Annotated in this window: 23 protein-coding genes; 11 read left to right on the top strand and 12 right to left on the bottom strand. The window is 29.5% G+C overall.

Going from position 1 to position 24,165, the window contains the following annotated elements:
• Positions 1–18: 18 nt before the first annotated feature.
• From Q0997_RS15780 to Q0997_RS15770, 3 genes are read left to right on the top strand one after another with little or no spacing between them, the layout of a single operon-like run.
• Complete coding sequence (locus tag Q0997_RS15780; RefSeq protein ID WP_299890524.1) at positions 19–630, top strand: HAD family phosphatase; 612 nt, start codon at positions 19–21, stop codon at positions 628–630.
• Positions 627–1,484 (top strand): EamA family transporter, encoded by an 858-nt coding sequence (locus Q0997_RS15775; protein ID WP_299890522.1) that lies wholly within the window; start codon positions 627–629, stop codon positions 1,482–1,484. The genes Q0997_RS15780 and Q0997_RS15775 overlap by 4 nt, the downstream gene beginning before the upstream one ends.
• Position 1,485: 1 nt before the next feature.
• The gene (locus tag Q0997_RS15770; RefSeq protein ID WP_299890520.1) at positions 1,486–2,100 is read left to right on the top strand and encodes a YigZ family protein; all 615 of its coding nucleotides are present in this window, start codon (positions 1,486–1,488) and stop codon (positions 2,098–2,100) included.
• On the opposite strand, the gene Q0997_RS15765 is transcribed toward Q0997_RS15770, so the two are convergent.
• Positions 2,097–2,495 (bottom strand): thioesterase family protein, encoded by a 399-nt coding sequence (locus Q0997_RS15765; protein WP_299890518.1) that lies wholly within the window; start codon positions 2,493–2,495, stop codon positions 2,097–2,099. The genes Q0997_RS15770 and Q0997_RS15765 overlap by 4 nt on opposite strands.
• A 192-nt stretch (positions 2,496–2,687) precedes the next feature.
• On the opposite strand from Q0997_RS15765, the gene dnaA reads away from it, so the two are divergent.
• The 4 genes from dnaA to Q0997_RS15745 are packed head-to-tail and all read left to right on the top strand — an operon-like array spanning position 2,688 to position 6,743.
• Positions 2,688–4,115: a chromosomal replication initiator protein DnaA gene (dnaA, locus tag Q0997_RS15760; RefSeq protein ID WP_299890516.1), complete on the top strand. Its 1,428-nt coding sequence runs from the start codon at positions 2,688–2,690 to the stop codon at positions 4,113–4,115.
• An 11-nt stretch (positions 4,116–4,126) separates the two neighbouring features.
• Complete coding sequence (locus tag Q0997_RS15755; RefSeq protein ID WP_299890514.1) at positions 4,127–4,582, top strand: low molecular weight protein-tyrosine-phosphatase; 456 nt, start codon at positions 4,127–4,129, stop codon at positions 4,580–4,582.
• Positions 4,583–4,637: 55 nt separating this feature from the next.
• On the top strand, positions 4,638–6,026 hold the full coding sequence (locus Q0997_RS15750) for a PQQ-dependent sugar dehydrogenase (protein WP_299890511.1): 1,389 nt from the start codon (positions 4,638–4,640) through the stop codon (positions 6,024–6,026).
• Entirely contained in the window at positions 6,027–6,743 is a 717-nt protein-coding gene (locus tag Q0997_RS15745) for an SAM-dependent methyltransferase (RefSeq protein WP_299890510.1), read from the top strand.
• 4 nt (positions 6,744–6,747) lie between these two features.
• Here Q0997_RS15745 and Q0997_RS15740 read toward each other — a convergent pair whose 3' ends face one another.
• From Q0997_RS15740 to dapF, 5 genes are all read right to left on the bottom strand, one after another.
• On the bottom strand, positions 6,748–7,419 hold the full coding sequence (locus tag Q0997_RS15740) for a peptidoglycan-binding protein LysM (RefSeq protein WP_299890508.1): 672 nt from the start codon (positions 7,417–7,419) through the stop codon (positions 6,748–6,750).
• 107 nt (positions 7,420–7,526) lie between these two features.
• Complete coding sequence (locus tag Q0997_RS15735) at positions 7,527–8,438, bottom strand: DUF2279 domain-containing protein (protein ID WP_299890506.1); 912 nt, start codon at positions 8,436–8,438, stop codon at positions 7,527–7,529.
• Positions 8,438–9,481 (bottom strand): endolytic transglycosylase MltG, encoded by a 1,044-nt coding sequence (gene mltG, locus Q0997_RS15730; protein WP_299890504.1) that lies wholly within the window; start codon positions 9,479–9,481, stop codon positions 8,438–8,440. Before mltG ends, Q0997_RS15735 begins: the two co-directional genes overlap by 1 nt.
• On the bottom strand, positions 9,471–10,001 hold the full coding sequence (locus Q0997_RS15725; RefSeq protein WP_299890502.1) for a GNAT family protein: 531 nt from the start codon (positions 9,999–10,001) through the stop codon (positions 9,471–9,473). Before Q0997_RS15725 ends, mltG begins: the two co-directional genes overlap by 11 nt.
• Positions 9,995–10,774: a diaminopimelate epimerase gene (dapF, locus tag Q0997_RS15720; RefSeq protein WP_299890500.1), complete on the bottom strand. Its 780-nt coding sequence runs from the start codon at positions 10,772–10,774 to the stop codon at positions 9,995–9,997. Before dapF ends, Q0997_RS15725 begins: the two co-directional genes overlap by 7 nt.
• A gap of 135 nt (positions 10,775–10,909) precedes the next feature.
• On the opposite strand from dapF, the gene Q0997_RS15715 reads away from it, so the two are divergent.
• The 4 genes from Q0997_RS15715 to Q0997_RS15700 all read left to right on the top strand — a co-directional run bounded on the left by Q0997_RS15715 (position 10,910) and on the right by Q0997_RS15700 (position 15,024).
• Positions 10,910–12,319, top strand: coding sequence for a trypsin-like peptidase domain-containing protein (locus Q0997_RS15715; protein WP_299890498.1), 1,410 nt, complete (start codon positions 10,910–10,912; stop codon positions 12,317–12,319).
• A 46-nt stretch (positions 12,320–12,365) separates the two neighbouring features.
• The gene (locus tag Q0997_RS15710) at positions 12,366–12,641 is read left to right on the top strand and encodes a hypothetical protein (RefSeq protein ID WP_299890496.1); all 276 of its coding nucleotides are present in this window, start codon (positions 12,366–12,368) and stop codon (positions 12,639–12,641) included.
• A gap of 173 nt (positions 12,642–12,814) precedes the next feature.
• The gene (locus Q0997_RS15705; protein ID WP_299890494.1) at positions 12,815–14,263 is read left to right on the top strand and encodes a glyceraldehyde-3-phosphate dehydrogenase; all 1,449 of its coding nucleotides are present in this window, start codon (positions 12,815–12,817) and stop codon (positions 14,261–14,263) included.
• 131 nt (positions 14,264–14,394) lie between these two features.
• Positions 14,395–15,024 carry a tRNA (guanine-N1)-methyltransferase gene (locus Q0997_RS15700; protein WP_299890492.1) on the top strand — a complete coding sequence of 210 codons (630 nt, stop codon included), beginning with the start codon at positions 14,395–14,397 and terminating at the stop codon, positions 15,022–15,024.
• Between the two features lie 6 nt (positions 15,025–15,030).
• Here the strand turns inward: Q0997_RS15700 and Q0997_RS15695 are convergent, their stop codons facing one another.
• The 6 genes from Q0997_RS15695 to Q0997_RS15670 all read right to left on the bottom strand — a co-directional run bounded on the left by Q0997_RS15695 (position 15,031) and on the right by Q0997_RS15670 (position 23,963).
• On the bottom strand, positions 15,031–16,185 hold the full coding sequence (locus Q0997_RS15695; protein WP_299890490.1) for a hypothetical protein: 1,155 nt from the start codon (positions 16,183–16,185) through the stop codon (positions 15,031–15,033).
• 2 nt (positions 16,186–16,187) lie between these two features.
• Positions 16,188–16,631, bottom strand: a complete 444-nt coding sequence (locus Q0997_RS15690; RefSeq protein WP_299890489.1) for a hypothetical protein — start codon at positions 16,629–16,631, stop codon at positions 16,188–16,190.
• A gap of 79 nt (positions 16,632–16,710) precedes the next feature.
• Complete coding sequence (locus Q0997_RS15685; RefSeq protein ID WP_299890488.1) at positions 16,711–17,331, bottom strand: hypothetical protein; 621 nt, start codon at positions 17,329–17,331, stop codon at positions 16,711–16,713.
• Positions 17,332–17,742: 411 nt separating this feature from the next.
• Positions 17,743–19,659 carry a T9SS type A sorting domain-containing protein gene (locus Q0997_RS15680; protein ID WP_299890487.1) on the bottom strand — a complete coding sequence of 639 codons (1,917 nt, stop codon included), beginning with the start codon at positions 19,657–19,659 and terminating at the stop codon, positions 17,743–17,745.
• A gap of 135 nt (positions 19,660–19,794) precedes the next feature.
• Positions 19,795–22,548: a CHAT domain-containing protein gene (locus tag Q0997_RS15675; protein ID WP_299890486.1), complete on the bottom strand. Its 2,754-nt coding sequence runs from the start codon at positions 22,546–22,548 to the stop codon at positions 19,795–19,797.
• A gap of 77 nt (positions 22,549–22,625) precedes the next feature.
• Positions 22,626–23,963, bottom strand: coding sequence for a S8 family serine peptidase (locus Q0997_RS15670; RefSeq protein ID WP_299890484.1), 1,338 nt, complete (start codon positions 23,961–23,963; stop codon positions 22,626–22,628).
• Positions 23,964–24,165: the final 202 nt, after the last annotated feature.

Here is a 24,165-nt window from a genome sequence, read left to right as displayed (position 1 = left end):
AAAAATTTAGACAAATACATGATTAAAACAATAATTTTCGATTTCGGTGACGTATTCATCAATTTAGATAAAGAAGGCGCAATGAAAAATGCTTTAGAGTTATTTGAAATAGACGAGTTATCTGAAGAATTAACAGCTATTAATACACTATATGAACAAGGACTACTTTCAACCGATGAGTTTTTAGAGTTTTATTGTGATAACTTCCCTAAACTCTCAAAAGATAATATTATTGAGGCTTGGAATTATATAATATGTGACTTTCCTCCAAAACGACTAGCTTTTATTGAACAATTAGCAAAAGAAAAAAAGTATACATTAATTTTGTTAAGCAATACAAACGAATTACATATAGATTGCATAATAAAGCACATTCCATTTTACAGTGATTTCAAAAATGCTTTTGATAAGTTCTATTTGTCTCATGAAATCAATTTAAGAAAACCCAATGCCAATATTTTTGAATTTGTTTTAAAAGAAAACAAACTAAAAGCTAATGAGTGTTTGTTTATTGATGATACCAAAGAGAATACAGATGCTGCTTCATTATTAGGTATTAACGTTTGGAACAACAACCCAAAAACTGAAGATATTATAGATTTATTTAAAATTAAAAATAACCTATTTTGATTAACCTAGTATTAAGTATATTATTTTCCAGCTCATTATATGTATTCTTTAAGTATTTCGAGAAGTACGACATCAATACACTTCACGCTATAATTGTTAATTACATAGTAGCTGGTACTTGTGGTTTTTTACTGTACAACGGCCAAGTAAACCTAAGTCTAATCCCAAGTAAACAGTGGTTTGTTGGTGCTATTATATTAGGTTTTCTATTTATATTTATTTTCAACTTAATGGCTTTAACTTCTCAAAAAAATGGATTATCAGTCGCTTCAGTCGCTGGAAAAATGTCTGTAGTTGTACCTATAATATTTGCAGTATGTGTTTACAAAGAACAACTAAGTCTTTTTAAAATATTAGGAATTATCATAGCACTTTTAGCTGTATACTTCACCTCAGTTAAAGAAAAATCTAAAACAGCCCTCAACAAAAAAGCATTAATTTACCCTCTTTTATTATTTATTGGGTCTGGAATTATAGATACTTTTATAAAGTATATGGAAACTAATTATGTATCGACACAAGAGATTCCTTATTTTTCAGCTGTTGTATTTAGCTGCGCTGGCTTAATAGGTTTTGTGACCTTAATAATAAAAAAAGATTTTAGTTTTAAATGGAAAAACGTTTTAGGTGGTATTCTTTTAGGTGTTCCAAATTATTTTTCAATTGTATACCTACTCAAAGCATTACAAAATGAAGACCTAAACAGTTCTACAGTCTTTACAATTAATAATGTAGCTATAGTAATGATATCAACTGTACTGGGAATAATTATATTTAACGAACGATTAATTAGAAAAAACTGGCTAGGTATTGGATTAGCAATTCTTAGTATAATATTAGTAGCAAGCACATAATTTGGAAATAGACGACACATATAAAACAATTACAAAACCATCTGAAGAAGCTCTCTTTAAAGATAAAAATTCGAAATTTTTTGGCTATGCCTTCCCTGTAATCTCAGAAGAAGAGATAAAATCTCATATTGAAACATTAAAAAAACAACATCACCAAGCGCGTCATTGGTGTTATGCATATCAAATTGGTACCGAAACAATAAAATACAGAGCAAATGATGATGGTGAACCTAGTAATAGTGCTGGTGCACCAATATATGGTCAAATACAGTCTTTTGGTTTAACAAATATTTTAATAGTTGTTGTACGTTATTTTGGAGGTGTAAAATTAGGCGTTGGAGGATTAATTAATGCCTACAGAACTGGAGCCCAATTGGCTTTAGAAACTTCTATTATTGAAGAACGAACTATAAATATTGATTTTTTAGTTACATGTGAATATGATTTAATGAATAAAGTAATGCGTGTCATTAAAGAAAAAAATCTAAATATCATAAATCAAAAATTAGAGTTAAACTGTCAAATTACTATTTCGGTAAGAAAAAAAGATGCAAAAACAATTCAGGAAATATTTGAATCTATATATAAAGTAGCTATAAAAAAGATTGGAAATTAAATTTCTAGAGCATCTAAAATATATTTTGGAGGCCTAGTAGGTCTATTTGTCTTTAAATCTACAAATACTAAAACTGTATTTGCAGTTGATAGAACCTCTGACGAATCATTCAATATTTCATAGTCAAATTCTATGCTTGCAGTAGGTCTTTTTTTAAGTGTTGTTTTCACTGTAATTACATCATCATAATGTATCGTTTTCTTATATTTTACACTTAATGACGTAACAGGTAAGGCAACTCCTTCTTCCTCCATTTTTTTGTAAGAAATCCCGAGTTTTCTCAACCATTCAATACGTGCCATTTCCAGATATAATGCATAATTTCCGTGATGAACGACTCCCATTTGGTCAGTTTCGGCATATCGAATTCTTATTTCAATTTTATCACTTTTCATATCTAGATTATAATTTTTTTTTTGTAGTTTCGTTTTGTTGTAAAGTATGAGAAAAAAAAACTAAATATTCAATAGCAAATGATTTTTTTTTTAAGTTTTTTGTTCACATATTTGTCTCGCTTTAAAACAGTCCTGCTATTACTATAAAAATGACTGTTATAACTAACTATAAAGAAACACTTTAATTAAACAATGAGTATAACTGCGCAATCGGTCTGGAATAACTGTCTTAATTTTATAAAAGATAACATCCAACCTCAAGCTTATAAAACATGGTTTGAGCCAATTATAGCAGTGAAGCTAACTGATAATGCTTTAAGTGTACAAGTGCCTAGTAAATTTTTCTACGAGTGGCTTGAAGAGCATTATGTTAAGATCCTTAAGGTTGCACTTACAAAAGAGTTAGGAGAAACTGCCAAACTTGTTTACATTATAAAAATGGAAAACACTTATGGTAACAAACAACCTTTTACTGAGAAAATTCCAAGTTCTAATAGATCTGCTGTTAAAGCTCAGGATGTAGATGTACCATTAAAAAATAAGGATAGAGAATTACGTAACCCATTTGTTATTCCTGGAATTCGTAATGTAAAAATAGAATCTCAGCTTAATCCAAACTATAATTTCGATAATTTCTTAGAAGGAGACTCTAACCGTTTAGCACGTAGCGCAGGTTTAGCTGTATCTGCAAAACCAGGAGGTACTTCTTTTAATCCATTACTAATTTTTGGTGGTGTTGGTTTAGGTAAAACACATTTAGCTCATGCTATTGGTGTTGACATAAAAGATAAATATCCAGAAAAAACAGTTTTATACATTTCTGCTGAAAAATTCACGCAGCAATATATAGACTCGGTAAAGAAAAACAACAGAAATGATTTTATACATTTTTATCAATTAATTGATGTTTTAGTTATTGATGATGTACAATTTTTATCAGGAAAATCTGGAACTCAAGATGTATTCTTTCATATATTTAACCATTTGCATCAAAATGGTAAACAGGTTATATTAACAAGTGATAAAGCCCCTGTAGATATGCAAGATATTGAGCAGCGTTTACTATCTCGCTTTAAATGGGGACTTAGCGCAGAATTACAAACACCAGATTTTGAAACACGTGTTTCTATATTAAAAAACAAATTATATCGTGATGGTGTTGAAATGCCTAATGATATTGTAGAATATGTAGCTAAGAATATTAAAACTAATATTAGAGAACTTGAAGGCGCTATTATTTCTTTAATTGCCCAATCTTCTTTTAATAAAAAAGAAATCAATATTGAATTAGCTAAACAGGTTGTTGAGAAATTTGTCAAGAACACTAAACGTGAAGTTTCTATAGATTATATACAAAAAGTTGTATCAGATTATTTCCAAATGGATGTAGATACATTACAATCTAAAACAAGAAAACGTCATATCGTTCAAGCTAGACAACTAGCCATGTTCTTTGCTAAAAAATTCACAAAAGCTTCTTTAGCAAGTATTGGATCTCAAATTGGTAAACGTGATCATGCAACTGTCTTACATGCATGCAAAACTGTAGACAACTTATCTTCAACAGATAAGCAGTTTAGAAAATATGTAGAAGATTTAACAAAGAAACTCTCAGTTTAAATTCATTTAAAATGACTAAAATACTTATGGTTTGCCTCGGAAACATCTGTCGCTCTCCATTGGCGCATGGTATCTTAGCTTCAAAATTAACTTCTAAAGAACATCAAGTAGATTCAGCAGGAACTAGCAACTATCATGTAGGAGATTTACCAGATAAACGTTCTATAGAAGTTGCTAGAAAAAATGGCTTGAATATAACGAACCAACGTGGAAGACAATTTCAAATAGAGGATTTTGACTATTTTGACCTTATCTACGTTATGGATGAATCAAATCTTCAAAATATTGTAAAACTAGCAAGAAATGCAGAAGATATCACCAAGGTAAAGCTCATTTTAAATGAAAGCCATCCAAATAAAAACTTAGAAGTCCCTGACCCATATTATAGAGGGAATTCTGGTTTTGATAATGTATATAAAATGCTGGAAGAAGCTTGCGAAATTATAGCAAAAAAACTAAACACCTAATTACTATCGTATCTAGAGTATTCAATTTTTCATTAACTTTACTAAAAAAGAACTCATGAAAACAATTTACTCTTTATTATTCTCATTCTTTATTTTCACTTATTTATCTTATTCTCAAACCGTCGAACTTACAGCTTTTGCTGGCAGTTTTAGTAGCCCTATAGAAATGGCTCATGCTGGAGACAGTCGTTTATTTGTTGTTGAGCAAGGTGGTGTTATTAAAATTTTAAATGACGACGGCACTGTTAACTCTACACCATTTCTTGATATAGATAGCATTGTTACTTCTGGTGGTGAACGTGGTTTATTAGGCCTAGCTTTTGCTCCTGACTACTCTACAACTGGTCGATTTTATGTTAATTATATAAATAATAGTGGAAATACTGTTATTTCTCGCTATACAGTAAGTGCAAATCCAGATGTCGCCAATCCTAGTGGCACAATTTTATTAACTATAACACAACCTTATACAAATCATAATGGTGGTAAAATGGCTTTTGGTACTGATGGTTTTTTATACATATCTGCCGGTGATGGTGGTGCTGGAGGAGACCCAGATAATCGCTCTCAAAACCCAAACGATTTACTAGGTAAATTATTACGTATAGATGTTAGTGGTAGCACCTATACAATTCCAGCTACAAATCCATACGCTACTAGTGGTGGTGCTCCAGAAATTTATGCTATTGGGCTTAGAAATGCTTGGAAATTTTCATTTGATAGAATGAATAACGATTTATGGATTGCAGATGTAGGCCAAAATGCTTTTGAAGAAATAAATAGAGTTGATGGCTCGGGCACACCAGGAGACAATTATGGATGGAGATGCTTTGAAGGAGCAAACGATTATAATAATGAAGCCTCTTGTCCAACAATGAGCAATACAACTTTACCTGTAGCAGAATATGTTCATCAAAATACCGCTAATGGTTTTAGATGTTCAATAACTGGTGGATATGTTTACCGAGGAACGATGTTCCCTGCTTTTTCTGGAAAATACTTTTTTGCAGATTATTGTACTCAAGAAATTGGCATATTAACTAATACAGGAAGTAATTGGACTACTGCATGGCAGCTACCTAACATTACATCTTCATGGACAAGTTTTGGTGAAGATATAAATGGTGAATTATATATTTTAGGAGGAAGTACGGTTTATAAAATTGCAGATGCAAACTTAAGCGTTATAGAAGAGCAATTTACAAACTTTCAAATGTATCCAAACCCGTCTAACGGTGAAGTCACCATTAATTTTGGATCAAATTTTACAGGTACCAAATCTATAACTATTATAAATAGCCTTGGACAGGCTGTAAAAAACATAAACAATCTAGAGTCTGAAAGTATTAATTTCTCAACTAACTCACTATCAAATGGGTTATATTTTGTTGAAATTAATAATAATGAAGGGTCAAAAACGATAAAGAAACTCATAGTAAACTAAATGGAAAACCTAACAGGGAAACTATACCTAATACCAACAACTTTAGGTGATACAGAACCGCTAAATGTATTACCATTAACTGTAAAAAAGGCAATAGAAAATATAGATACTTATATTGTTGAAAATGAAAAGACAGCTAGACGATTTATAAAAAAAATAAGCTCTGGGAAACAACAATCTAGTTTAACTCTTTTTCCTTTAAATAAATTTACAAATGCTTTAGAATTACCTAGCTATATAGAACCTTGTAAAAAAGGAATAGATGTAGGTTTAATTTCAGAAGCTGGTTGTCCTGGTGTAGCAGATCCTGGTGCAGATGTTGTAAAATTAGCACATGAAAACAACATTAAGGTGGTACCATTGGTTGGTCCTTCATCAATATTAATGGCTATGATGAGTAGTGGTATGAATGGTCAAAGTTTTGCTTTTAATGGCTACTTACCTATTGATAAAAACGAACGCAAACAAGAATTAAAACGTTTAGAGAAATTATCGTTCGAACACAACCAATCGCAATTGTTTATTGAAACTCCATATAGAAACAATAAAATATTAGAAGACTTATGTAATATTTTAAATGCCAATACAAATATTTGTGTAGCTTGTGATATTACGCTTCCTACGGAATATATAAAAACGATGACAGTAAATGAATGGAAAAAAAATAACGTTGATCTTCACAAAAGACCAACGTTATTTATCATTCATAAACGCTAACTTGTTATGCGTCTAAAGATACTTTAGGTTTTTTATTAGGTTTAATGTGAGATACATCATAACCTGAAAAACGTTTCATATAAGAACGAATTGAAGTTCCGTAAGCATCAGAGAATCCAACGGCTCCATAACTTCTTAAATATTTTTTCACACTTCCAGGTCCAGCCAAATGTGCAGCTGCCAAAATACCAGATTCTGTGATTTTAATACCATTAATATATTTTCCAGAAAAACGTTTAATATCTCTTCTTAATACCCATTTGTTACGTTCTGCATTAGCTATAAATGCTTTTTCTTGTAATTCAGGTGTATTTAAAAACTTTTTTATATCAGTAATACCAATAACAGACAAAGTACTCTTTCCAAATTGGTACTTTCCTAAATATCCTAAGGTATTCACACTAAAGTAATTGTTTTGAGATTCTTTAAACCCTAATTCTTCCTTAAAACCTGTGAATGTTTTACCTAATTTAGGTGTAAACATGTTTTCAGTTTTTTCAAACGTGAAATCATTGTTGTCGTTAGAAACAGAATAATCTAAATCTAATCCTTCAGTAGAATACTCACTTAAAAAAGCGTAGCTATTCTCAGTCTTTTTTGTAGATAGCGATACAAAAACTAAAATACATATTGTAAGCGCTAACGTAATTAACTTTGCAATATTTTTTTTGTTCATAACATTGATTTTTAAAACTGCTTTTAAAACAAAAAGCATGCCTCAAATTTTGCGGTGCAAATATACAACTTATTTTGAAAACTTGAAAATCAATAGATTAACTGCACTTAAAAGTAGATAGCGTGTAGCTTTATGCCGTTTTTACCGTTGAACTCCACGGTTGGAAAAGGTACTTTTATTGTGTTAAAAACGCTAAAAATTGATTTCAATACATTAGAATTTGTTCTAATCTTTGTCAAATCTACATCTAAACTTAAATAAAATTGACGTACCCGATTTTGTTTTATCAACGCGTTATTAACAATAAGTCCCTCATTACCAGACAAAAGACCATCAACACCATAACCAAAAGCAACATTTAGCCATTTAGGTACTTTACTATCTTTAAAGAATGAATGAATGTTAGCAGACAACCAATAGGTTTGCCCATTATAGTCTTTTAAGAATTCTTCACTAAATCCATTGCCTAGTTTTTCTGGACGTTGTGCTGCATATTGAGTACGATGAAAAGAGTATTTCATTGTCACACGTTGTTCTTTCCAAAGCAATTCTTGTCCAACATAGAGACCTGTTCCAGCTACATTTGCACCAAAATCTCCCCAGCTAAAACCCCATTCTTGAGAAAAACCATCTAAAATTTCAACAGCAGTTAAAAAAGAAAAACCTAAAGTAGCACCATATAATAATTGACTCTTTTCACTTACTCCACTCCATCTTAATGTTTGTGCTCCTATTTTTCCTAACTGATATGAAGAGAACGTGTGCCCAAGTTTATCCATTTGTAACCATTCGCTATTATCATTAATGGTATGGAATTTAGAGCGTTCATAATCTGCATACCACAATTGATTTAAAGCTAAAAGTGTAAGACCTCCAAGAGCAACCTCGGTTATAACTACTGCATTTCGCCTTTTATGATTTAGTGTGTCGCTTTTTTTAAAAAAATTAATTTGTTGTTGAGCTATTGCATTTACTGAGTATACAAATACGAAAAGAAATATAAGCTGCTTTTTTAACATTACCTATTTACTCCTTGGCTATTAATCCAACGTACATATTCCTGCTTATTAGCATTATGTTGCGATAATGTTTTTGCAAATTTGTGATAACCAAAATTCTTAACATTAGCTACAAAATATAAGTAGTTGTGCTTTTCTGCATTTAATACAGCATCAATAGCAGAGACATCTGGCATAAAAATTGGCCCTGGCGGTATACCAGCATTTTTATAAGTATTATAAGGAGAGTTTATTTCTAAATCTTTATACAGTACTCTTTTTATAACTTGATTAAAGTCTCCAGTACTTTTTTTAAGAGCGTATATAACTGTAGGATCTGCTTGTAAAGGCATTCCTTTTCTTATTCTGTTTAAATAGACTCCTGCTACTCTAGGGCGCTCATCCACTTTTGCTGTTTCTTTATGAACTATAGCAGCTATAGACATTACCTCGTTAATAGATAAATTAAGTGCTTTTCTTTTGGTTTCGCGAGATGTATTCCAAAATTTCTTATACTCCTTTAGCATTTTAGACCTAAAGCCTTCAGCAGATGTATTCCAATACAGTTCATAGCTATTAGGTATATACATAGATAATGCAGAGTTTTCGTTAAAACCATTCTTACCCAAAAACGCTTCATCTTTCATAGCATTTAAAAGCGTTAAACTATCTGCCTCAATTTGAAAAGCTATTCTCCCCGCTAAATCTTCTATACGTTCTTGATTATTGAAAGCAATTTTTATTGGCGTGTTATTACTACGTATTGAATTAATAATATCATTATTGCTCATCCCTTTTTTAATCACAAAACGACCAGCTTTAATATTAGTGGTGTATTTTTTCTGCTCTGCTAAAGCATCAAAATTATCTATATCTATAAGTAAAGGTTCTAACTGCTCACGTACCTCAGCATATTTTGCATTTGTAGGTACTAAAATATAAGCTTCTTCATTATTAAAAGCCGTATTAGGTTTTAACATTGCTCCATATATAAAATAAGCAAAGTAAGCAGCAATAGCTAATCCAACAATTGCTATAGCAAAAAGTATTTTTTTAATGTACATTATTAATTAGTTGAAATAAATATTCGTTTTTATAATTTCCTTTATTGAAATTCCAGTCTTTTTTTAACCCGATTTGTTTAAAACCCTGACTAGAAAATAATTTTATACTCGATGTATTCTCTTCAGATATATTACAATATAATTGATGTAAATCTAAATGTGTAAAACAATAATTGATTAATAGTTGTAAAGCCTCTTTACCAATACCTTTATTTCTGTTTTCATTATCTTTAATTAAGATTCCAATACCAGCTCTTTTATTTTTAACATCAAAGTCAAAAATATCAATCAAACCTAATGTATCGTCATTATAATTACTTATTACCAATCGTAATTGTTTTACTTCATATATATCGGCATGAGCGTTTTCTAAATATTGCTTTATTAAAAATTTAGAATATGGCGTTATTGTACTACTTAATTCCCATATAGACTCATCATTTTCTATAGCATAAATAAACTCAATATCTTCAGGTTCAAGTGCGCGTAAATATATATGTTCTCCTTTTAAAGTTAGCATTTTATTTCGCCTTTAAAAACTAACTTTGCTGGTCCTTGAAGCCAAATATTGTCATAACTATCTGCATTAGTTTCAAACGACACTTTAAGCTGTCCGCCTTCTACATTTAAACTAACTTCTTTAACATCCACTTTTTTAAGTTTATGCATAGCCAAAGCTACGGCTGTAACTCCAGTACCGCAAGATAATGTCTCATCTTCTACTCCACGTTCATAGGTTCTTACAGCAAAAGTACCATCACTTATTTGCTCAACAAAATTTATATTACTTCCCGCATCGTCATATAATGCTCCATAGCGAATACTAGCTCCATTATCCTTAACATTATAGTTTTTTAAATCAGTAACCATTGCTACATGGTGAGGCGATCCTGTATTTAAAAAAACATGCTCACTAAACAACTCTATGCTGTTAACATCTTGCATTTTTAATTTCACAAACTCGTCTTCTATAGTTGCTTCATGTAAACCATCAATAGCGACAAAAGTTGTTTTATCTTTTATAATGTTTAGCATTTTAGCAAAGGCAACTATACAACGACCACCATTACCACACATGCTACTTTCCTTTCCATCTGCATTAAAATAAACCATTCTAAAATCTGTAACTTTATCATTTTCTAATAGAATCAATCCATCTGCTCCAATGCCAAAACGTCTATCGCACAAATGTGCAATTAAATTGGCATCTTTTTTGTTGAATATTTCTTGACGATTGTCTATAAAAACGAAGTCATTTCCTGTGCCTTGATACTTGTAAAAGGTATGTGTCATTTACTTAATATTACTTCGACAAATATAGTGTTTTCACAATTTAATTTAGTTGTTAAATCGTCGTTAAAGTTGAATTCTGAAAGCAATAAAAAAATTAATTTTATAGTTATTCAATTAATTCTAAACTAATATAACATGAAAAAGATAGCAACGCTGGTTTTAGTTTCAGTTTTAGGAGGAGCAATTACCTTAGGAACTTATAAAACCTTTTTAGAAAAAGACGAAAAAATTGTTTACACAGAACAAGAAACACAACCTGTTTTTACACCAGTAAATTTAAAAACTACTAACACTGCAATGGCAGCTGTAGAAGGTATTGATTTTACAAACGCTGCAGAAAAAACATTAGATGCCGTAGTGCATGTAAAAAATGTAACGCTTGGCTCTTCGCAACCTACATTACAAGATTTATTTATGGGACGTGTACAACAACGCCCACAATTAGGTACTGGTAGTGGTGTAATAATTTCACCAGATGGTTATATAGTAACAAATTATCATGTAATTAAAGGCTCTCAAGATTTAAGTGTCACTTTAAATGATAATAAGACGTATAATGCTGAAATTATTGGTACTGATGAAAAAACAGATATTGCCTTATTAAAAATAGAAAGTAATGAATCTTTACCTTACACTACTTTTGGAAATAGTGATGAAGCAAAAATTGGTGAATGGGTATTAGCTGTTGGAAATCCATTTAACTTAACCTCTACTGTAACAGCAGGCATTATTAGTGCTAAATCTAGAGATTTATCTGGGCAAAGTAGTCAATCGTTTATACAAACTGACGCCGCAGTAAATCCTGGGAATTCTGGAGGTGCTTTAGTGAATACTAATGGTGATTTAATTGGTATTAATACAGCCATTACCTCTCAGACTGGATCATACATTGGTTACTCTTTTGCAGTACCAAGTAACATTGCTAGAAAAGTGATTGAAGACATTATGGAATTTGGTAATGTTCAAAATGGAATTTTAGGAGTTCGTGGTGGTTCTTTAAATAGTGCCGCAGCTGAAAAGCTTGGTGTTGTAGAAACTGAAGGTTTTTATATTGATGAAGTAGAGGAAGATACTGGTGCTGATAAAGCAGGTTTAAAAAGTGGAGACATTATTAAAAAGATAGATAATATTGAAATTAATAAGTTTTCAGATTTACGTGGCTATTTAGACACCAAGAGACCTAATGATGTTATTACAGTTTATTATTTTAGAAATGGTGTACAAAAAGAAACCTCTGTTACTCTATTAAAAAATAATACTTTGACAGTTCCTATTTTAGGAATATTAAAAAATGCTAAGCCTAAAGACTTAAAAAAGTATAATGTGAAAAATGGAGTAAAAATTGTTGAATTAAAAGGTATATATTATGACTACTTTTCTCGTGAAGGTGTAGAAGAAGGTAACATAATTACTGCTATTAATAATATCAAAGTAAATTCTGTTGAAGATGTTCAAGAAATAATAAAAAATAGAGATAAATATGAACCAATTAGTATTGAATTAGTTAATTCAAAAGGAAAAACTAATAGATACGGGTTAAGATAATTTCATTATACGTGTATACCACATAATAACAATCAAATTTATACAAATGAAAATTTTAATTCTATTTACATCTTTATTATTTAGCTTCTCAAACTATAATAGTATAGAAAACAAAACTATTGATTATAACATTTTAAAATGTGAGCCTTATCATGTTGAATTTACTGTAATTGAGGCTGATGGAACTAAACATAATTATAGCTATGGATTTAATTCTATGCAAAATGCTAATAATTTTGCAATGAACGCCATAAATCAAGGCTATGGTGCCAGTATTACTTACACAGATTGCTCTGGAAATCAAGGTTTTCAAGAAGCTTAAGTTCTTTTTAATTAACATTACTAAAAAGCATTTTAGAGCAATCTAAGGTGCTTTTCTCTTTTTAGTAAAAATTCTTTCACGAAAACGTTTGAAATAATTACTTTTGCAAAAAATTTAACGATACTAAATTGTATTGTTATAATAATTTAACAACACACTAAATACTTAATTAAATGCCAGTTAACGAAACTTACGAAAACGAATTAGCATTTCAAGCAGACAGACGTCGTGCTACAGTAGAATTCATTAAAATTGTTAGTGACCTTTGGTACGACAAATCTATTGAACTTGTGATTTTTAGAAATCAATTAATAGACAGAAATGTTAGTGAAATTTTAAACCTTCACGAATATGCTGGAGAGTTTGTACAAAAACCAATTTCTGTTTTCGATTCTGTAGAGATTGCTCAAGCCATTAAAACGTTAGATATTCCACCTGCAAAATTAGACATAGGTAAATTAACTTACGAATATCATTTAGAAGAACAAAAACATAGTAATGCTATGGCTTTTGTTGCTAGTAAATTAAAAGGTGCTAGTGCTACCGAAGAAATAAAACCTAAAGACGTTGTTTTATATGGTTTTGGTCGTATTGGGCGTTTAGTAGCTCGTGAATTAATGACAAGAACAGGTAAAGGAAGTCAATTACGTTTACGTGCTATTGTAACACGTGGAAAAAATGATGCTGTAGTATTAGAAAAAAGAGCATCTTTATTACGTAACGATTCTGTACATGGTGATTTTTCTGGAACTGTTGGTGTAGACATAGAAAATGAAGCATTGCTAATTAATGGCACCACTGTTAGAATGATTTCTGCAAGTCAACCTGAAGATATAGATTATACAAAATATGATATCAATGATGCTTTAATTATTGACAATACAGGAGCATTTAGAGACAAAGAAGCTTTAGAACGTTTAAGATCGTCTAAAGGTGCAGATAAAGTTTTATTAACAGCTCCAGGAAAAGGTATTCCTAATATTGTTTATGGTGTAAACCATTTAGAAAACAATCCAGATGAAATAGATATTTTCTCTGCAGCGTCTTGTACTACAAATGCTATTACTCCTGTATTAAAAGCTTTAGAAGACACTTATGGTGTTAAAAGTGGTCATTTAGAAACTATTCATGCTTATACTAACGATCAAAATTTAGTAGATAACTTCCATAAAAAATACCGCCGCGGTCGTGCAGCAGCATTAAACATGGTTATTACAGAAACTGGAGCTGGAAAAGCCGTTTCTAAAGCCTTACCAAGTTTTGAAGGTAAATTAACATCTAATGCTATTCGTGTTCCTGTACCAAATGGTTCTTTAGCTATTTTAAATTTAGAATTAGAATCTGAAGCTAGTGTAGATAGTATGAACGCTACATTAAAGAAATACGCTTTAGAAGGAGATTTAGTAGAGCAAATTAAATATGAAATGAGTGATGAGCTAGTATCTAGTGACATTGTTGGTAGTTCTGCGCCTTCTATTTATGATAGCAAAGCAACTATAGTACGTAAAGATGGCAAAAATGCTGTGCTTTATGTATGGTATGACAATGAATATGGTTATAGTCACCAAGTAATACGATTAGCTAAATACATTGCTAAAGTAAGACGTTTTACTTATTACTAGTAATCCAAACACATAATACATTACGTATATATAAAAGCCTTACAATACGTGAGGCTTTTATTATATATAATTACTTAAACTGAACATTATTTTTTACTTTCGCAATTAACTTACCAAACCATTTTTTAAAAATGAAAATTACTAAAGCTACTCTACTTTTATTATTAACCATTTTCTCGTTTGAATTACAAGCGCAAACAAACACTAAAACAGAAGTAGAAGACAAACTCTCATTAGATAGCGGTTCTATAAGTAGTCAATTTGAATATATTACAAAAAAATCTACAAATTGGAGAGATGAACGCGGACAAAACTATGAAGTCGTTAGAATTAATTGGATAGCCAAACTTAGGGGTAATACTTTAGACTCTTTAAAAGCTGTACGCAAAACACTTAATGAAACTAAAGCTGTAGTTACACAACAAGAGCAAGAAATATCTAAATTAAAAACTAGCTTAACAACAACTCAAGGTACACTAGATAAAACTAATACTGAAAAAGATAGTATGGCTTTATTTGGCATCCAAATGAGTAAAGGTGGTTATAATGGTTTGATGTGGAGTATTATTGGTGGTTTACTGGCTATAGCCTTATTTTTTATGTATCGTTTTAAAAATAGTAACTCTGTAACCAAACAAGCCAAACTAGCTTTAGCTGAGACAGAAAATGAATTTGAAGAACACAGACGTGTAGCCTTAGAACGCGAACAGAAAGTACGTAGACAATTGCAAGACGAAATTAATAAACATAAAAATAGTTAGTCTTAATCAATCATATTCATTCATACCATAAAGTACTTGTTTCATTTTACTGCCATTAATTTCTACTGGTTTATATGCTGTATTAAATTTTTCAATACTGGTTTTTATATTCGTTTTTAACTTATTGTATTCAATTGGTATTTTTGAAGAGCACTGCTGTTCATTTTCATAGCTATCTAACATAATTCCAAATTTTTCATAAAACTTAGCCCCTTGATCAATGTGTGAATTATACTGTGCTATATATTGTACTAATCTATCTATAGGAAATGCTAAATTAACTTGCATTTTATGAGCTTTAAAGCGTTGAGAATTATCATTTATTATCTTATCTAACTCTTTTAAGTAATTAGATAAGTTTTGCCTTACCGCATCCCAGTCATCACTATTTCTACACTCTTTTAAAGCCACCTTATATTGTATAGGCTTTGTAAAATCAACAAATAATTGCTCTAATTCAATCATAATATTGTCGTTACTTTTTCTTAAAAAAGCTGTTTCAAAATAAATAGTATTTAATTCGTTATGCATTCTTAAAGTAAAATCCAAGATACATTCTACCTCTTTTAAATTCATCTCTTTCTCTTTCTTACTAGCATTCTCATTATTAAATAAAGACACAAAAGAATATAATACAGATGTATAAATATTGTCCCCTAAAATTCCTGAAAGATTAAATCCTTTTTTTCTATCTTTTTTATCATTGATTATATCCTTCATTTTAAGAAATTCAGGATAATGATTAGGATTGCTTAGATTGTTAATCTCATTAAATGTAGCTACTGAAGCAAAATGATGATCTAAAGACAATACTTTTTCATATAATATTCTTATAATTTCTAAACCTTTTAAATAACGAACCTTACTTACATCTGAAGCCTGAGATAACATATTATCTTTAATACGTTCTTCTATTTCATCCTTTTTTATAAGAAAAGATACTAGGTCTTCAGTTTTTAATGGTTTTGATAATTCTTTTTTAACAATATTTAATTCTTTATATAAACTCAAATTAGCTTTAGTATATAAATCAACAATTGTTTTTGTTTCTATTGTTAATTCATTTATTATTACATTAATATCATTAGTAGTATTTGCATAGTTATAATTGCTAACGAAAAATAGAATTAAGACTGTTATATATTTTATAATTTGTTCCATAGTTATTCTAATTTAAAGGTGATAATAAATGCATCATTAGTAATTATTAATGGATATCTTCCTCTTAGTATTGTATATGTTTTATTTTTTAATTTTAAGCGATTAGAGATATTACTATCTAATTCAAAATCGTAATCAATTGTATAAATAGATTCCTTTTCCTGAACAAACTTGCTTATCCTCTTACCCATCACTTTATATTCTTCAGTATTTGATAACTTATTTCTATGAATTACTAGCTTTAATTTCCCATTATTATTATATAATGAAGCATTTCCTGATTCTTTTTTCCCTTCCTCTGAAATAGTTATATCACACAAACCATGTTTACCATCACAGTGCCTACCATTAAAAGAGGTCACAACTGAAATACTGTCTGTGAGTTTTTCTCCTTGGGAGAAAGCAAAAAATGAATAGAATAGAAATAAAAAATTTATTATTTTCATTTTAATTAAGGTTTTAGATTAATGTAAAAAATGGTTAAGATTAGAGGTAATTACACCTCTAATCTTAACCAATTTATAATTATGGTATGTTCGATGAAATTATTTTCCCAAGTATAAGGCCTACTATTCTCCCCACCTTATTCCAGTTTATTCTCATTTGCGGACTTTCATCTCCTTTGTCTAAAGGGTAAATACTATCATTATTTCCTAAAGCAATACTTAATATTCGTGCGTCATTTTTAAAAACTCTCAACAACTGCTGCTTAGTAATAACATTAGATGATGTGTCTAATATTAATTTATTCATTTGATAAACCATTTCCATAGCGTTTTCTTTATTACCAACTGAATTAGTCGCAAAGTTTTTTATATAATTCATATCTTGATTAGTAATGTTTCCACCATTATTATTCATTTGTCCACCTAATCCGTCTTCCAATCCATCCAAAAAGCCTTCCCAAAAATCTTTAACAGCTTTTTTAAATTTATCCCAACCAGGTCCATAATGTTCATCCTTACAAAAAACAGAACATGTATGCTCTAAAATATAATCTGTACTATCAAACTCTGCATTTAAATGTTCAATTTCAATAGCCATCGGTTTATCACTTACTTTACTACTAGCCATTGCATTTGTAGTAAACATTGTGAATAACATTAATAATAAACTTACTTTTTTTAAATTCTTTATTAAACTCATAATTTTAAATTTTAATAATAAATACCTACTCATTCGCTTTTCGGTAACCGCGTCTTATTTTAAGTGTATTAAGCATCACACTCTTAAAATAAACACTACTTATATCTTAAATTTAAAATTTTGTATCTTAGCCTTTAAGATGATTTAAGCATTTCACCATGTTTATTTCGTTTTCACAAACTGCGAGAGCTTCTACCTAGTAGAGGCTTTCTCTTTTTTTCTAACCGTCGTTTCTAATTGATTTTTTGATGTTTTTTTATTGTTTATATCTATTAGTATTAAAACTAAAAATTCATTACCCATAAATTTTAAAAAAATATTACTATTTATCTTTATATATATAACACCATCTGTTTTTAAACAAAAAAGACTGCTCTTTAAGCAGTCTTTCTTATTTAAACTATATTTTATTTATTGTTTAATTAACTTTTTTATTTGTACTTGATTATCTACTGTAACTTTACAAAAATAAAGTCCTAATGGCCATCTAGAAATATTCACCGTATGAGTATTAGTATTTAACGAGGCCTCATGAAAAGTTTGACCTTGACTATTTGTTATTTGTACTGTAAACGATCTAAAATCTCTTCTGTTTAAAGCTATTGTAAAATCATCATGAGCAGGATTTGGATGCAATACTACTTCAAAAGGATTATTAGTGTCTGCATCTGCATAAAGAGAATTAACAATAAAGCCATAAGAACTAGATACAGAAGACTCTCCATTTTCGCATAAACCTTGTACTGTAAAACTGTAGTCTCCCGGAACTAAAGAAACGATAATAGTCGTATCGTTTGTGTTTAAAGTATGTATAAGAACCCCATCAGAATTATATATTTTAATGATATAATTATCAACTAAAGCCTGTCCATCCCATGAAAAATGCACTGGCCTAGTACCAGAACCAATATTAATACCACTAGCGCTAATACCTAATCCAGTGATTGGATCTTGACCACAACTTTCACAATCACCTGATCTATAAGCATAACCAATATGGTTTGTTATATTAACATTACCATCTCCATCTGGGTCTGAAAGATTATCCCACGGCGTCCATAAACCTACATGAGAAGCTATTGAATTTTTTAGACCAGTATATCCTTGAGCTCCCATAGATCCTGAAACCCATTTCCCATAATTCTCCATACAACATTCTGGTGTAGAGTTATCCAAAGGTAATACAGCAGAAATAAAATAATCGCTTTTATGCCATGACTCACTAACAAATTTACCTTTTCCTTTACCATAAATATATCCTTTAGAAATCATAATAACAGATAGAATATGATTTGGGTGCAATGTTACGCCACCATCATAACTCATAGTATAATTACCAGGTTCTTCACCATCTTCCTCTTCTTGAAAATGAATATCTACAGGCGTATCGAAAACAGTTACTATCTGTCCACCAACATCTGCAATGGTATCACTCCAATCTATTCCGGCGTCGAAATCTTCTACAACTCCAGCAACAGCTGATGCTAAGTCTACAATATTCATCCAGAACTCCGGATTCCAAGTATCGTCTTGAGCTCTAGATAATTGATATTGACCTCCTTTTAATACGGTAACATCTGTATCTGTCCCATATTGATCTATAGAAAACAGTACAACATCATCCTCTACTGCTGCAAAACATGAATGCGTTCCCCAACCTCCAGTTGCAGATGTACTCACACTAGATTTATTATAATAAGAAGCTCTTAAATACATGTTTTTTGAACAGCCGCAATCTTCTGGTAATAATGAACCGTTTGTACAGATATAGTTAAATGATAAGCGAGAATAACTATTAGAAGACACTTCATCTCCTGTAATTGACTTCTCATATTCATATTCATTATTTTTTGTAGGTGAATTTAATTTTAAATGTTGACGTGTAGCGGTTCCATAAATTTGTTCTTTATACCAAGTTGTAAGCCCAGGCTGCGTGTCAGCACCTGGATGTGACAAGTCTGAGTAGCTTGGAGCAACATCATAAGTTGAGTTTACAGTTAATACAGTACAATTACATTCTGTCCCTCTAGCTGCACTATTAGTATTCCCTCTTAATTCACTAATAAGTTTAGATATTTTTGGTTCCATACCTTTTTCTACATTGCCAGATTGAGACAAATATTGATCTAATGGTATTGTTTGGTTTTCTCCAAGAGCTTGCCAGGATTGTATTTTTTTAAATAGTGTTTCTGATACCTCTATGCCATCGGCTGGATCAATAGTTTTTGATTTATTTTGCGCAAATGATTTATTGTTAAATGAAGTTAACAACATTAAAGCGACAAAAAGAATAAAGTAATTTTTTTTAGAATTGAGTAATTTTTTCATAATACCGTTTTAGTTTTTAATTATGTTTTTGAATTAATTACTAACTAGTATTCAAATGAAAAATTCATTACCCACAAAAATCAAGAAAAATCTAAAACAAATAAAAATGTTATACAGGTTAACAAAAAAATGATATTATTGAGAAAAGGTTTTTCTCTTTTTTAAAATTAAAAAGAGAAAAATTAAACCAAAAATAATTACCAAAGAGATTACCCAAATTGAAGTGTTTGATGTTATTTCTATAGCTTCAGAATTACCCATAAGTGTTAAAGAGGCCCAATAATAAGGAGAACTAAGCTCTAATTGATGATTTTTTAAATAGTCTAATTTAGCATTATGTAAGGCATTAGATTTTGTTTGACCTAATTTAATATTCTTATAAAATGCTTGTAATATTTTATTATTGGACTGCTCGTTTACATTCCATTGAGAAGCAATGATACTTTTAGTACCACTATAGAAAAACCCTCTAGACAAACTCATGACTCCTTCTCCTCTTTCTATACTTCCTATATCTGTTTTACAAGCATCCAAAACCACTAAATCGGCTTGATTATTAAGACCATATAACTCTTCTAATTTAAGTTTCTCTTCTGCAAAAGCTATCCATGGCTCATTATTCTCATCTACTTCAGCATGAGAATTAATATGTATAATCTTAAACTTATTTAAATTAGACATAAAGCCTTTTTTAGAAGCCTTTTCCTTAAATAATACATTAGGAGAAGAAAACAACTTAGATATGGCATTCATATCGCCTTCACTTTTTAATAAACTAGGTAAAGAGAATGTATTAAAATATATAGGTGCATAACCAACAAATTGATGTTTTGTTGTTTGTTCTTGTTTTTCTATTTGATTGTATACAGATGCAGATTGATAATATGAAACCTCAACGTTATTAATTAAATAATCATTAATTAATGTATCATTATCTACTAAAGCTTCAAATGGTAAGTTATGCAGTTTATAATCTGGTATTACAGACAATTTCTTGTTAGCCATTAATGCTTTAGCATTATTAAATGGAAATATTTTTTTAAATATAGAATAGGAATTTTTTCTATAGTTTGAAAAGTCTTCTTCTAATTCAAAGGGTTTACTTAATTGTTTTTTAATTTTGTATAGATTATTTATTAGCGCTGGTACATCTTCTATTTCAAATAGAATTGGACGCTTTCCTTGACTACAAAAAATACCATAACCTTCTTGATCATTTAATATATACTCAACAAAATTAGTGTCTTTAGTAACATTTTTATTTATAGCTTCTTTTAAATTTAAAATCTCTATCTCCTTACTTGTATTAAAAAATTTAGGGTACGTTTCTTTTATAGTTATTAAAAAATTATCATATTCTTTTTTTCTTTTAACATAATCATTTTTTATAGTCTTATCTTCTAGATTATCATTATACAAGCGCTTAATTTCAGAAACTGCATTCCGTAAACTGTTTTCTTTTATTAACAAGCTGTCTGGTATATTTAGCTTGATATTATCTTGCGTTCGTTTTATGTTTTCTAGTAATAAAAGTGCTTTATTTTTTTCCATAAAATAAAATGCACTTTCTGGGTCATTTAAAAGGTGACATACTTTAACGGCTAATATATATGAGTTTACACCTTTGCTAATCCAAAACAACTTAGAATTCTCGTTAGAACTGTCATTACGTATTATTGAAACCAATTCATCTATTAGAATTAATGTTTTTTTTGCTCGTTTTAAATTATCTAAATTTTTAGTTTGCTCATAATTTAAAACTAAAGCACTAGCCAGATCTGTTAAATATTGTAATATGTCAGACTTATATTCAGTGTTTTTAATTTCACTTAGTGTAGGAAGTACAAATTCCCCTTCCAAAGCAATATTTTTATGAGTAATAACATGTAACGCTTTCTCAAAAAAAGATATTTTTTCTACGATATTATCGGAGTAATATCCTAAATTATCATAGACATCAGCAGTGTTTTTTATATTATTGGTTGCTCTTAAAGATTCATTAAAATATTTCTCACCTTCTCCTTTTTTATTCATTTTTGAATATAAAGCGCCTAAATTATATAATAGAATACCTGAACTAATAGAATCTTTTTCTTTTTTCGAATTAATAAGAGCTTTCTTATAAAGAGCTATTACTTTATCATATAAACCCAAAGACTGATATATTACAGCTAGATTATTGTCTAAGCCTTTTACTTTTTTTCTTAACTTAGGTTTTATATTTAATATTAAATCTATATTAGTTATATGACTATTTAATCTAGTTAAATCTATATTTTTTTTCTGTATACTATATACCCAAATAGATTGTACATGAGCATCTAATAAAGTCGCTATATCAATATTTTCATCATTTATATCTAACGCTATAATAACTTCTTCAAAATACTGTAAAGCTTTATAATAATCGTGTTTTTCTCCATAGATTTCTCCTAAAGCATTTAGCGCTTTATAATACTTATTATCTTCAATCCTATTTACCTCAATAGCTTTTAATACTTTAAAGCGTTTAGACCAGTTTCCTGTTTTCTTATAAAGCCTAGATAAATTATAAAGGGAATGATTTATATTATGGAAATTTTGTGGGTTTAAAGACTCACGAATAGACAATGCTTTATTAGTACTTTCTATAGCTAATATGTAGTTTTTATTTTTAAAATAAAGCGCTCCTATTTTATGATAAATAAGAGCGTGACCTTCATTAATATTTTTAGTATCTAGAGTATTTAATAAACTATTTAATGCATTAATTCTCTGTTTTACATCTTTTGTTTTGTTTTTATATATAGCATTCACATTTTTCTTTATGTACTCCTCATTTTGAGCCAAGGACAAAACAGGCAACAGTAACGATACGTAGACAAAAAAGCGTTTTAAATTACATCTCATAAATAACAATTGTTATAACATAAAGATATAGAAAACCTAAGTACTAAATTATCATCAGAAATTAATTAATTAATTAATTAATTAATTATTTTCTGATGTTTTATTATAGGATAAGGATAATCAACTCCAGAAGCAATTAAAGCATCTAAAATATTACTAGGTGTAGCGGTCATATTACTTTCATATAATATTTTTGAAGCTATAGCTGCAACATATGGTGTAGAAAAAGAAGTACCAGATACTGGTACGGCAGTCATTGGAATGTATTGAAAAGGAATGTTTTCTCCACGAGCTAAAAAATCTACAGTAGTAGCGCCTTTATTAGAAAAATATGATAGCTGATTAGAAGAATTAGAAGAACCTATAGACAATATATTTGAGAATGGTAAACCAGAAGGAATATGATTGTTAATATCATTATCATTTATTGTATTATAACTATTACCTGCGGAAGCAACAATTAAAGTATTTGGATTTGCTGCTATTATATATGATAAAATAGAGTTACTTAATTCTACTGTTAAATCTTCACTCCATCCTATACTTAAATTAGCGATATCCATTCTTGGTAAACCATAATTAAGAGCACATACCAATTTAAAGTAAGATACCTGACCATAACTATCTGCAACTTTTAATGGCATAATTTGAAAAGGGATATTTAAAGCATTTAGCTTTCTAACTATTATAGAGGTTACAATAGAACCATGAGCATCTAAATTATCATCAAAAGTATTATGGTTATTTTCTACAAAGTTCCAACCAGAATTAACACCATAAATATGGTCTGATTCTACTGTTGCATTATACATAAATGAAGTTCCAGAAAAATCTGGGAAATTAGCATTTAATCCTGTATCGAAAACACCTACAGTAACTCCAGAGTTTGAAGACTTTATATTTGAATAATAACTGGTATTAGTATTTGCACTAAAGGTGTTAGACAAGGCATCTGTATTAATAACAAATTCAAGATCAACATTTAAAACTACGCCGTCTAAATCATCATCATCTAAATCATCTTTAATAGAACCTAATTTATGCTCTATATTAATATTAGAGTTTGGGTAATAAGTCCATTTTTCTATTGTTCTACCTGGACATAGATCACAAGGTATATAGGTCCCTAATATTGTAAACGCATTATTGTTACCATAACTACTATTATAAATACCATGAGCACTTCTAAAGGCATTTTTTTGAATGTCTGTTGCACTTTTTTCATACTGAATAATAATTTCTTTTCTAGAATATATAGGCTTATTATTTCTCACGTTATTTCTAACATTAGCTTTATTAAAACTAGATTCTACGTTATTAGCAATCTCGTCACTATTCTCTTCATACAATTCATCTCTGGAACAAGAAGATAAAACTAATAAACTACACACAATAAGGAAAAATACTTTTTTCATAATTTTATTTTTTTAATTACTTTTTAATTGATAAAATTTAGTTTTAAAACAAGTGCTAGCATTTTTAATTAAACAATTAATGTAAAGAATTCCCTACTTTAGTTTTAATTATCGTTTCAACTAAATTCATTTTTATTATAGTATTAAAAAACAAAAAAACATTACCCAATATTTTTTTTATAAAACGATGAGTTATAATTTC

This window comes from uncultured Lacinutrix sp., from assembly GCF_947500325.1.
Taxonomy (GTDB): Bacteria; Bacteroidota; Bacteroidia; order Flavobacteriales; family Flavobacteriaceae; genus Lacinutrix.
The sequence above is the reverse complement of the archived record's forward strand: the minus strand, read 5'-3'. Positions and strand labels throughout refer to the sequence as shown.